General features: G+C 28.8%; 10 protein-coding genes and 1 riboswitch. Of the genes, 1 reads left to right on the forward strand and 9 read right to left on the reverse strand.

Translation table 11 applies throughout. The features are described 5' to 3' along the window. Positions 1-5: 5 nt before the first annotated feature. From celB to metK, 8 genes are all read right to left on the reverse strand, one after another. The gene (celB, locus tag Q3304_RS08065) at positions 6-1340 is read right to left on the reverse strand and encodes a PTS cellobiose transporter subunit IIC (protein ID WP_054268714.1); all 1335 of its coding nucleotides are present in this window, start codon (positions 1338-1340) and stop codon (positions 6-8) included. 38 nt (positions 1341-1378) lie between these two features. Beyond that, positions 1379-1705, reverse strand: coding sequence for a PTS sugar transporter subunit IIB (locus tag Q3304_RS08070; RefSeq protein WP_074179932.1), 327 nt, complete (start codon positions 1703-1705; stop codon positions 1379-1381). A 25-nt stretch (positions 1706-1730) separates the two neighbouring features. Continuing rightward, a complete protein-coding gene (locus Q3304_RS08075) occupies positions 1731-2039 on the reverse strand; it encodes a PTS lactose/cellobiose transporter subunit IIA (RefSeq protein ID WP_054268712.1) in 309 nt (102 codons plus the stop codon). 140 nt (positions 2040-2179) lie between these two features. Continuing rightward, positions 2180-4093, reverse strand: a complete 1914-nt coding sequence (locus Q3304_RS08080; protein WP_074179954.1) for a PTS sugar transporter subunit IIA — start codon at positions 4091-4093, stop codon at positions 2180-2182. A gap of 333 nt (positions 4094-4426) precedes the next feature. Next, on the reverse strand, positions 4427-5209 hold the full coding sequence (locus tag Q3304_RS08085; RefSeq protein ID WP_054268710.1) for a ComF family protein: 783 nt from the start codon (positions 5207-5209) through the stop codon (positions 4427-4429). A 2-nt stretch (positions 5210-5211) separates the two neighbouring features. Beyond that, entirely contained in the window at positions 5212-7431 is a 2220-nt protein-coding gene (locus Q3304_RS08090) for an ATP-dependent RecD-like DNA helicase (protein WP_223153382.1), read from the reverse strand. Positions 7432-7690: 259 nt separating this feature from the next. Then, a complete protein-coding gene (locus Q3304_RS08095) occupies positions 7691-8788 on the reverse strand; it encodes a hypothetical protein (RefSeq protein WP_054268708.1) in 1098 nt (365 codons plus the stop codon). 318 nt (positions 8789-9106) lie between these two features. Then, positions 9107-10300, reverse strand: a complete 1194-nt coding sequence (metK, locus tag Q3304_RS08100; protein WP_407814237.1) for a methionine adenosyltransferase — start codon at positions 10298-10300, stop codon at positions 9107-9109. Between the two features lie 136 nt (positions 10301-10436). After that, a riboswitch (SAM riboswitch) is annotated at positions 10437-10540 on the reverse strand. Between the two features lie 188 nt (positions 10541-10728). Here metK and yyaC point away from each other — a divergent pair. Beyond that, entirely contained in the window at positions 10729-11238 is a 510-nt protein-coding gene (gene yyaC, locus Q3304_RS08105; protein ID WP_161803358.1) for a spore protease YyaC, read from the forward strand. Between the two features lie 110 nt (positions 11239-11348). On the opposite strand, the gene fabZ is transcribed toward yyaC, so the two are convergent. Beyond that, positions 11349-11777 carry a 3-hydroxyacyl-ACP dehydratase FabZ gene (fabZ, locus tag Q3304_RS08110; protein ID WP_054268706.1) on the reverse strand — a complete coding sequence of 143 codons (429 nt, stop codon included), beginning with the start codon at positions 11775-11777 and terminating at the stop codon, positions 11349-11351. Positions 11778-11792 lie beyond the last annotated feature (15 nt).

Below are 11792 nucleotides of genomic sequence, written 5' to 3' on the forward strand. Positions count from 1 at the left end.
TCCTCCTATAATACTAAATCATCAAAAGATATATCATCATCTTCCTCTTCAACATTTGTCTTTTCTTCTCTCAAATATTGTTTGTCCAGCATTTTTATAAATGGCATATACATAAATATTCCTAGTACAAGAAGTGCTAATTGTAAGACAGCCCCTTGCCATCCTGTTGTTAGAAAACCAGAGAATATAATTGGAGTTGTCCATGGTAATTGGACTCCATTTGTAAGTGGTACCAAACCTGCTGACATACAGAAATAAGCTATTATTATATTTATTGTTGGAACTATTGCAAATGGTATCAATAATATTGGGTTAAGCATTATTGGTAGACCAAATATCAATGGCTCATTTATACCAAATATTCCTGGTAAGATTGATAATTTTCCCATTGACTTTATACGTTTACTTTTACATATTAATAACATAGCTATGACTAATGATAGTGTACTACCAGCTCCACCAAATGTTGCAAACATATCTTGGAATTGACCAGTTATTATGTTTGGTATTTTTGAACCAGCTTGAAATGCAGCTAAATTTTCAGCTGATAAAATCTTTAATATAGGATTATATACAGCTCCAACAACACTACTTCCATTTATTCCAAAGAACCAGAATAAGTGTAAGAATATGTAAGCGATTGCCATAGCACCCAAGCTATTTCCTAGTTTTAACAATGGCATCTGTAAAAATTTAAATATAAATTCATGTATACTTCCATATGGTGTAGCTTCAAAGGCTATCTTAACTAAAAAGAAGACTATCATAACTATTGCACTTGGTATTAATGCAGCAAATGATTTTGATACAGTTGGAGGAACTCCATCTGGCATTTTTAATGTCCATCCTTTTTTGACAACTGCTGCAAATAATTTTACAGAAGTTATTGCTGTTATCATACCTACAAACATTCCTTTAGAGCCCATCCACCCCAGTGGTATTCCTGTGACCATATAAACTGATGTTGTTCCTTCTGGTGTATATGGTATCACAAATGGTGTTACTATAAAAAAAGCAACTATTGCAACTGCTGCTGATGCTATTGGGTCTACATCTATTTGTTTTGCATAAGAATATCCAATTCCTAGAACTGCAAGTAGAGTCATTACTTCAAATGTCGCTACAGTTGGTTGTTGTAATTTGACAGCCCAATCTGAACCAAAAATTTGACCTACAAATTCATCCCATCCTTTTATCGGAAAATTTGCTACCAATAAAAATAACGAACCTATTATTAATAATGGTGATGATACTAAAAAACCATCTCTAATTGCAATTAATAATTTATTTTTACCTATTTTCTCAGCCAATGGCATAAGTATTCTTTCCAATTTATTCATCTATCCACCCTCATTTCCAATTATTTTCTATTATAATCCTACACTTGTTTAGATTTTATTAACTTTATAGCAAGTTTTAATACTTTTTCACCATTCATAGTTCCATAATCAGCTTCATTTATCATATCTATAGGCTTACCTTGTGCTTCAAACTTTGGCTTTAATTCCTTTAACATGTACTTAACTTGTGGCCCTAATAATATACAATCTGGATTTTTTTCTGCAACTATTTTATCAATTTCTGCTATCGGAAATGCTTCTACTTCTATTGGTAAATTATGCTCATCAGCTACCTTTTGCATCTTACCTGCAAGCAAACTTGTTGACATTCCAAAACTACAAAATAAATATACTTTTCTTTTCATTCTTCTAAATCCCCCTTAATCTTTTTTATTTTAATTTTTGAATTTCTTTTCTTAATATAATCATTTCTTTGATAAGATTTCTCTCGCTCATACAAGTCATTAGATGGTCTTGAGAGTGAATTAACAATATAGATATATCTGACTTATCTCCTCCAGCTTCTTTTTGTATAAGTTCAGTTTGTACTTTATGTGCTTTTAAAATTTCTTCGTTTGCACTTTCAATCAATTCATCTGCTTTTTTAAAATCGTTTTCCTTTGCACAACTAAGTGCTTCATAAAGCATGGATTTTGCATTTCCAGCGTGAATTATAATCTTTAAAACTATTTCTTCCATTTTTTCCTCCTAAGTTGCTTCTCTGCTTTTAGATAGTTTATATCTTACAAATATATAATATCGTATAAAAACAAAAAAACATGCACAACTTTTTCCATCACATGGAAAATTTTGTGCTTATTTACATCTCACTATGAATTTTAAATAAGAACATCTTTTATTTTTGATATATCACACTTACTTAGAGTATCCAACATACCTTCATCTTCTGTTAAACTAGATATTTCTTTAAATAACTCTCTAAATATTTTTCTATCATCATCCTTTTTGTAAGCTAATAAAAGTATAATATTTATATCTTTTCCATTTCTAATTTTTATTGGTGTCTTTAATCTTGCAAAACATAACACAGATTGCTTTATGTATTTCATATCTCCATGAGGAAATAGTATTCCTTTGCCAACATTGGTTGGATATGATTTTTCTCTTGTTATAATAGATTCTAAATACTCTTTTTCAGCATAATGCTTTTCAATTAACAAATTAGTTAGATATGTTATAGCTTCATAAATATCATCGTGTTCTAACTCTCTTATTAAATAATCAGACATCATTAATCTATTCATAAGCTTGTATGATGTATCTTTTTCCTTTATTTTATTTGTAAATTCCTTAAGTTTGTTTTCATCTTCATCAGTAAATAACGGCGTTGTTATGAAAATTGGCTTTTGAATATTTTCATATTCTTGAAATGCAATTATAAAGTCTATCATTTTATTGAAGTTATCTCTTTTTAAATCTTCCTCTCTTAGAGTTTCAACAATTTCTATATTATCAAATCTCTTTTCTATTTTCACTTTTAATAACATACTTACCCCAAAACTAAATGGGCATACAATACTTGCTTTCTTATTTGATTCCCTCTTATTATATTTCCTTTCTAAAGATGTTTGAAAGTGGAGTGTAAGATAACCTATTTCATCTTCTGTTATTTGTTTTCCTTTTAATTCAATTCCTATTGAATTTGATATTACTGTGAATAAAAAGCAAAATTTAGTTTTTATATTATCTAAAAGTGGATTCTCCAAATATACATTACTTTTCATTTGGTGCATTGTAACATTTAAATGACATATTAATTGCTCATAAAGCAATATATCATTATTGAAATTTATTCCTGATTCTTCTGATACTAAATTTATAATTTTTTTTGTATATTCTACTAACTCTTCATTTAAATATAATGCTCTTTTAGTGTTACTACTATTTATTTGCTTATTCATACCAAATATTAAGGATTCTATAAACAATTTTTCTTCATGATTTAACACTATAGATAAATTAGATTTTAATTCATCTTCTATATCTAAAATAAGCATTTTTAATTTGAGCTCTTTCTTGTCATTTAATACCTCCAAAGAATTTCCTAATCTTATTCGTATTATATTTATAAGTAAAAACAACATTAATTGTCTGAATGATATATCTGTAAGTCTTATATCCATATTCTCTTCTATGGTAGACATTATATTTTTAACAACTATTATATCTACTATATGAAAATATTCTATTTCATCTATATTTAGCCTATATTTATCTATGTACTTAAACAAGAATGATACTAACATTACTCTTATGTCTTTCTCATCTCCTTCAATACATATACCACTGCCTTTTTTAGTTAATACATTTAAGTTATAATTATTTAATAACAATGATAATTTACTTATTTCTTCTCTGACAATATTTTTATTTATATATAATTTGTTAGATAAATCATTTAAGGTGATTTTCTTATTGTTACAAAGCAGTAAATTCAATATCTCAACTTGCTTATGTAGCTCACTATTTACTCTTTTAACTTCACCTCGTAACTTCTGATTTACTAGTATTTTATCTGTATCATCTCCACTAAATTTAACTCCTATGTTAGGTTTTCTTTTTATATAAGCATTACAGAAAGTAGATAACCAGTCATCAATATATTTGCAATCATTTCTTATTGTCCTTTCTGAACATTCAAAATCATTAGCAATCTCATTTACATTTATAAAATCTTTTTCTAATAGCAATGTCGTTAACAAGTTTTCCTGTCTTTTGTTCAAATATATCACCTCTTTATGACCTAATTTTAATTTATTATACACAAAAAAGAGCTACACATAAAAGTATTATGCTAGCTCTCTTTAATATGATATTTAGCTGACCTGGTTTTTGACCCCACACTCGCCTACTGGAGGGTTCGCTTGGGTTCGCCGCACTACTACTCTCTCTCGATTTTATTACCGGTAGGTCTTACTTCTAAGCCGCACCATGATCATTAACCCAATTTTTAGTGTTAACTTACGTGGATCCTTTTGCCTGCGACTGGCTTGGACTTTCAACCACAGACCTAAATATCACTTATTCATTTTAATATTTTAAATTAAAATTGTCAACATATAAGATTATTCCATAACATAATTATCACTTGCTCTTGTCAGTAGAGTCAATACAAATACCTTATTAGCACCAGATAACTTTAGAAGTTTAGAAATTTCATTTGTTGTCAAACCTGTAGTAAATATATCATCTATTAAAAGTAAATTTTTATCATTTATTAATTTTATATTTTCTTTAACTTCAAATACATTTTTTAGTTCTTCTTTTCTTTCTTTTTTGTTTAATTTATAGAGCATTCTTGTATATTTTTTTCTACTTATACAATCTAATAATGGAATATTAAGTATCTTACTTAAATTAGACGCTATTTTTTGTGCTTGATTAAAGCCTCTTTTGTTCAACCTTTTTTTATGAAGAGGAACAAATAGTATATAATCAAATTTCAAGTTTTCTAAATGCAACTTTTCTTTCATTATCTCAGCTATATACCTAGCCATAAATGTTTTCTGATTATATTTTAGCCCTAATACTATCTTTTTGGTTACATCATTATATTCAATACAGGATATAGATTTATCAAAATAAAAATCTTTATTAAAACAGTAACTACACTCTTCAAAAAACTCCTTTTCAATTGAATGATGTATTATTGGTTTTCCACATTTCATACAACCATCTTGTATAAAATTCATTTCATTAAAACAGCTTTTGCATATTGAATAAGTATTTGTTTTCTTTATGGATTTATCACAAATTATGCAACTTATATTCTCAGGATATATAAAATCCAGACATTTATTAATCATGTTTTGTAAACGCTTAATAAAATTATCATTGCATATTTTCATATTTATTCTATCAACAGCCCTTCTCGCTTAAATTTATTTAACTTATATCCTAAATTTGAATACCTTTGATTCACTCTATTATTTTTTATCATATATTCAAGATACTTTACATCTCCAACTAATACAACTAATTTTTTTGCTCTTGTTACAGCTGTATATAACAAATTACGGCTAAGTAACATAGGTGGAGCCCAAGTTATTGGTAATACTACAACTGGAAATTCACTTCCTTGACTTTTATGTATTGTTGTACAGAAACTATGGTCGATTTCATCTAATTCATCATATAGATAAGATACAATTTTAGTTTGGTCAAATAATACATATATGGTTTTCTTATCTTTATCTATGTGGTAGACATATCCAATGTCTCCATTATAGATGCCTTCTCCACTTTCTTTTTGGTCTTCTGTCTCCCATTTTTTTGTATAGTTATTTTTTACTTGCATTACTTTATCGCCAACTCTAAATAGTCTTTTAGAAAAACTTTCTTCAACTTTAAATTTTTCTTTTTTGTTAAGATACTTCTGTAACTCTATATTGAGATTAGTAACTCCTAACTCACCTTTTCTCATTGAAGATAAAACTTGTATATCTTTTAATTTATCAACTTTATAAAATTTAGGTAATCTTTCATTAACTAATCCTATTATTTCATTTAATATTTCTTCATTAGTAGATTTTCTTATAAAAAAGAAATCTTTCTCTTTTGTATTTAAATAAAGAGGCTCTCCATTGTTTATTTTATGAGCATTTACAATTATCATGCTCTCTTGTGCTTGTCTAAATATTTCATTTAATTTAACCACATTTATAATATTAGAATCAATCATATCTTTAAGTACATTTCCAGCTCCTACAGAAGGTAATTGGTCACTATCTCCAACCAAAATAACTCTTGTTCCTAATTTTATAGCTCTAAGCAAGTTGTACATTAAAATAATATCTACCATTGATACCTCATCAACAATGATTACATCTGAATTTATTGGGTCTTCTTCATCTTTGAAAAAAGTTAAATCATCATCTGTTGAGAAACCCATTTCCAACAATCTATGTATAGTTTTTGCTTCTTTATCAGAAGTTTCACTCATTCTCTTTGCTGCTCTTCCTGTAGGAGCTGCTAAGGTAACACTTTTACCATTATTCTCAAATATTTCTATGATAGAATTAATAGTGGTTGTCTTACCAGTTCCTGGACCACCAGTTATAATTAATACTCCACTATTAATAGATTCTTTGACTGCTAAAATTTGTTTTTCTGCTAGCTTGATTTTTTTATCTTCTTCCAAAATATTAATTTCACTATCTATATCTATTTTCAAGTCTTCGAATTCATACTGTGATAGTTTTACTATTTGGCTACATACTCCATTCTCAGCTAAGTAGTATGGCATAAGATATATAAGATTTTCATTGTTTACTTTCTCTATATGTATTTTTTGATTATAAACTAGCATCATTATGCACTCTTTTATTATTTCTCCTTTTAGCTCCAATAATTTTTCCGAATCTTGTATTAGGATATGCTCTGGTAAATATGTATGTCCATTGCTTAGAGATTTATTTAAAGTGTATAAAATTCCCTGACAAACTCTATCCTTGGAATTTTTATCTATACCAATTTTATTGGCTATACTGTCAGCCACCTTAAATCCAATTCCTCTTATATCTTCAGCAAGTTGATATGGATTTTTATTTATAACTTCTATTGCACTACTTTTATATTTCTTGTATATTTTTAGACAGTAATTTGGTGTTATTCCAAAAGGAGATAGTTCTATTATTATATTTCTCAGTTCTCTATCTTCTTCATAACTTTTTACTATTTGTTTTACCTTTTTACTCCCTATACCCTCTACTTCTTGTAGTCTCTCTGGTGAATTTTGTATGACATTTAGTGTATCTACACCAAATTTATCAATTATTCTCTTAGCCATTTTTTCACCAATACCATGTATCATTCCAGAAGATAAATAGACATAAATTCCTTCTAAGGATGAGGGTGTCACTGGCATAAAACTATTTACTTCAAACTGAGTACCATAAATCTTATGGTTTACCCATTTACCTTCAACTTCTATACTTTCTCCAGTTGCCAAAGTAGGCATACATCCTACAATTACAATTTCATCTTTTTCATTTACTAGATGAGCTATTGTATATCCATTGTCCTCATTTTTAAAGACTATTTCACTTATCATTCCTTCTAATTTTTCCATTTTTATCTCCTAAAAATACTAATACTCGCTCCTGTTAAGTCAGTATGTTTTATATGTCAAACTGTGATAGTTCTAGAAAAGTTTTTATATTTTTATACTTAACGTAATTTCCAACTATTATACATTTTATCAGAAACAAAAAAATTGTGCATCCAAAAATATGACACCTTAAAAAACAGGTGCCATATTTTAATAACTATTTTATTTTAATCACTTTATGTGTAAACTACAAATTAAATTTCATAAAACTATCCTAATACTAACTTATTTCAGATTTATTTTCCTTATATCCACTGGTCTTAGTAATTCTTCTATAAAGCATACATAGTAAAATTAAAATTCCCATGTAACCTGTATATGGATATAGAGTTCCTACTAGTTTATCAAATGGTAATAAGCCTCCTATACATGCTAATATACTTACTACTATTGTTATAATTCTAAATTTAGGATGGTCATCTTCTACAAATCTGTTAGTTACTGACCATAATAGTGGAACAGCTGTAGTGTATATTCCTAATAAAAGTACTACTGAGAATAAAACACCTATTATTGGAGATATTTTATCAGCTAAGTAAAGTGCTGGTATCTCTTTTGTATATATATTTCCTATGTCTGAAAGCAATGCTAGATTCATCATTATAGCTGCTGCCATAAGAGCTATTCCTCCTACTATACCACCCCATACAGCATCTTTTTTGTTTACTGCAGAAGAGCCCATTCCTGTTAAGAATGTGATTACTATAATTACATTATAACAAGTATAAAGCACACCTGAAAAATACCCACTTGATGTAGCAGTTTTAATGTTTAAACTATCAACCATAGCCCCAGCATTTGGTAAAGCATCAATATTACTACATAGACTAATAGCTCCTACTAAAAGTGTAAATATTATTATTATAGGACCTATATTACCTAGTATCTTAGAAAGTCTTGTTAGACCTAAAGAAACAGTTATTAGGGAAACGATTGCCATACCAATCCTACCTACATATGGATTTAATCCATAGTACTCTGATAATGTAGCTCCTGCCCCTGCAATCATTATTACTAGTGTTCCAAATAAGAACAATGGTCCAAACCATTCAAAGAATGTACCAAGATATTTTCCACAATATACTTGATAAATCTTTATTGGCTCCTTAAGTTTTAGCTCTCTTCCTTTATCTATAACTTCTGCTCCAAACCATGAAAATAATACCATAGATATTATTCCACCTATAATACCAGCATATCCATAAAACGTAAAAAATTGCAATATCTCTTGACCAGTTGCAAATCCAGAACCTATTACAGTAGCTACATAAGCTCCAGCAAAACTTATAACAGTTTTAATATTTACTTTTCCTGACATACACTACTCCCCCCTAATTAAAATAATTTTTAAAGTGTAAGTTTATTAAGATTATATTAGATGTATTGTTGTGATATTTCAATATATTTTCAATTATTTAACAGTAGTTAACACAATCTTAACCATTCTTTAACATATTTTCCATGATATGTACTGATTTAGTATAATATTAAAAAATATAATACACTAATCTAATTAAATACTGTTTATTTATTATATGATGGGAAATTAACATTTATTAAAAATATTTAATCTACAATAAAAAAACTGTTAGAATATAATCATAAAATTACATTCTAACAGTTTATTAATTAAAAATTATTCACCTAAGGCATCTTTTCTTAATTGCTCAACTTTGTCAATTTTTTCCCAAGGTAAATCTATATCAGTTCTACCAAAATGACCATAAGCAGCAACTTTTTTGTAAAGAGGCTTTCTTAAATCTAAGTCTCTTATTATAGCTCCTGGTCTTAAATCAAAGTGTTTTTCTACTAATTCAACAAGTTTTTCCTCTGAAACTTTACCTGTCCCAAAAGTATCTATGAATATAGACAACGGTCTAGCTATACCTATAGCGTATGCAAGTTCTATTTCGCATTTATCTGCAAGACCAGCTGCAACAATATTTTTAGCAACATATCTAGCTGCATAAGCAGCAGATCTATCAACTTTTGTAGGGTCTTTTCCTGAGAAAGCTCCTCCACCATGTCTAGAATATCCACCATAAGTATCTATTATTATTTTTCTTCCTGTAAGACCTGTATCTCCTTGAGGTCCTCCTATAACAAATCTTCCTGTTGGATTTATATAAATTTTAGTTTCTTCATCAAGTAATTCTGCTGGTATAACTGCTTTAATAACATGATTAATTATATCTTCTCTTATTTTATCATTTGATACTGTTTCACAATGTTGAGCTGATATAAGAACTGTATGTACTCTTACAGCTTTATTTCCTTCATATTCAACAGTAACTTGAGTTTTTCCATCTGGTCTTAAATAATCAACTATACCTGTCTTTCTAACTTCTGTAAGTCTTCTTGATAATTTATGAGCTAAAGATATTGGAAGTGGCATTAATTCTGGAGTCTCATTACATGCAAATCCAAACATTATTCCTTGGTCTCCAGCTCCGACTTTTTCTATTTCTTCTTCTATTTCTTCTCCAGTCTTACTTTCTATACCTTCATCAACTCCCATAGCTATGTCTCCAGATTGCTCATCTATAGAAGTTATAACTGCACAAGTATCACAGTCGAATCCATATTTCGCTCTTGTATATCCAATTTCTTTTACTGTTTCTCTTACTAGTTTAGGAATATCTACATAAGCAGATGTACTTATTTCTCCTGCTACTAAAACTAATCCAGTCGTAACTGTAGTTTCACAAGCTACTCTAGATTGTGGGTCTTTTTCTAATAATGCATCTAATATTGAATCTGATATTTGGTCACATATCTTATCAGGATGTCCTTCTGTAACTGATTCTGACGTAAATAAATGTCTTGCCATTTTTATTCCCCCTTATACATTCTCAATTTTTATTATAGGTTTTACCTTATTTTTAATTTTAGAAATTTTACTCAAAATAAAAAACCTCTCCTTTATAAGAAGAGGTTAATAATCGTAATCGCATACTAATTAACTGACCTCATCTTTCAAGACTTTTGTCTTGTAGGAATTAGCACCTTTTCCCATTTGGGTGGTTGCTGGGCTTCACAGGGCCTATCCCTCAGCCGCTCTTGATAAGGTAATCAAGATTTAAGTTTTGTTTTACTTTACTAGCTTACTATTTTTTTAAAATTTTGTCAAGATTTTTAGTCATATTTTTCCCATTCCTTTTTTTGTAAGACAAATAAAATATTATCTCTATCTGAAATTTAAAGTTAGGTCTTTTTATTGTTTTTTATTCATATATTTTTTTGAAGGGGGTGTTCCTATTGTATTTAGCTAAAGTAAATTACAGCGATGATGATGTTATACAGATGCTAAGTTCAGTTCTAAAAACTATAATTAATGAAAATACGATTGTTGTTTGCATAGGAACAGACAGGGCTATAGGTGATACTTTAGGCCCTTTAGTTGGAACAATACTTAAGAACAGTAAATTTAAATACCCCGTTTACGGTACACTAGATAACCCTATTCACGCCTTAAATATATATGAGTCTTTAGATACTATAAAAAATACACATATACAAGGTAACTTCTTGGCTATAGATGCTTGCTTGGGGTCGCAGAGTAACATAGGTAATATACAAATTAGAGAAGGACCTATCCTGCCCGGAAAAGGTGTTGGCAAAAAACTACCTCAAATAGGAAATTATTCTATAGTAGGAATTGTAGATAAAATTGATGAAAATAATAGACTTTCATTTAATAATATACGTCTTAGCTTTATATTGGACTTAGCTGAAACAATAGCCTTAGCTTTATTAGTATCCACCTAAGTCCAATGTGAAGTAACTGATAAAATTTTTTATATAAAAAGGTAGATATTTTAGAGTATCTAATTGAATACTCCAAATTATCTACCTTTTTACTTTTATATTGTGAATTTTTACTTTTCCACCAAAGCGAACATTAATTCACCTTTACAGACAAGCTCATCACCAACATATGCCTTAGCATCTGCCTTAGCTATATTTCTTCTAAGAGTTGTCATTTCAACTTCCATAGTTAATGTATCTCCTGGTCTTACTTCTCTCTTAATTCTAACCTTATCTATACCTGCAAATACACCTAATTTTCCTTTATTTTCATCTACAGACATCATTGCAACTCCACACACTTGTGCCAAAGCCTCTACTATCAATACTCCTGGCATCAATGGATATTCTGGAAAGTGACCTTGAAAAAATGGCTCATTCACTGTTACATTTTTTATACCAACGGCTCTTTTCCCAACTTCTAACTCTGTAATCTTGTCCACTAATAAAAATGGATATCTATGTGGTATTAATTTTTTTATTTCATCTATATTTAGCATTCTTAACTCTCCTAA

Source organism: Clostridioides sp. GD02377 (genome assembly GCF_045899875.1).
GTDB classification, from domain to species: Bacteria; Bacillota; Clostridia; order Peptostreptococcales; family Peptostreptococcaceae; genus Clostridioides; species Clostridioides difficile_A.

What these genes read in the sequence shown, in the direction of transcription:
- celB (WP_054268714.1), bottom strand. Translation starts at nt 1,340, where the DNA reads ATGAATAAATTGGAAAGAATACTTATGCCATTGGCTGAGAAAATAGGT.
- Q3304_RS08070 (WP_074179932.1), bottom strand. Translation starts at nt 1,705, where the DNA reads ATGAAAAGAAAAGTATATTTATTTTGTAGTTTTGGAATGTCAACAAGT.
- Q3304_RS08075 (WP_054268712.1), bottom strand. Translation starts at nt 2,039, where the DNA reads ATGGAAGAAATAGTTTTAAAGATTATAATTCACGCTGGAAATGCAAAA.
- Q3304_RS08085 (WP_054268710.1), bottom strand. Translation starts at nt 5,209, where the DNA reads ATGAAAATATGCAATGATAATTTTATTAAGCGTTTACAAAACATGATT.
- Q3304_RS08090 (WP_223153382.1), bottom strand. Translation starts at nt 7,431, where the DNA reads ATGGAAAAATTAGAAGGAATGATAAGTGAAATAGTCTTTAAAAATGAG.
- Q3304_RS08095 (WP_054268708.1), bottom strand. Translation starts at nt 8,788, where the DNA reads ATGTCAGGAAAAGTAAATATTAAAACTGTTATAAGTTTTGCTGGAGCT.
- metK (WP_407814237.1), bottom strand. Translation starts at nt 10,300, where the DNA reads ATGGCAAGACATTTATTTACGTCAGAATCAGTTACAGAAGGACATCCT.
- fabZ (WP_054268706.1), bottom strand. Translation starts at nt 11,777, where the DNA reads ATGCTAAATATAGATGAAATAAAAAAATTAATACCACATAGATATCCA.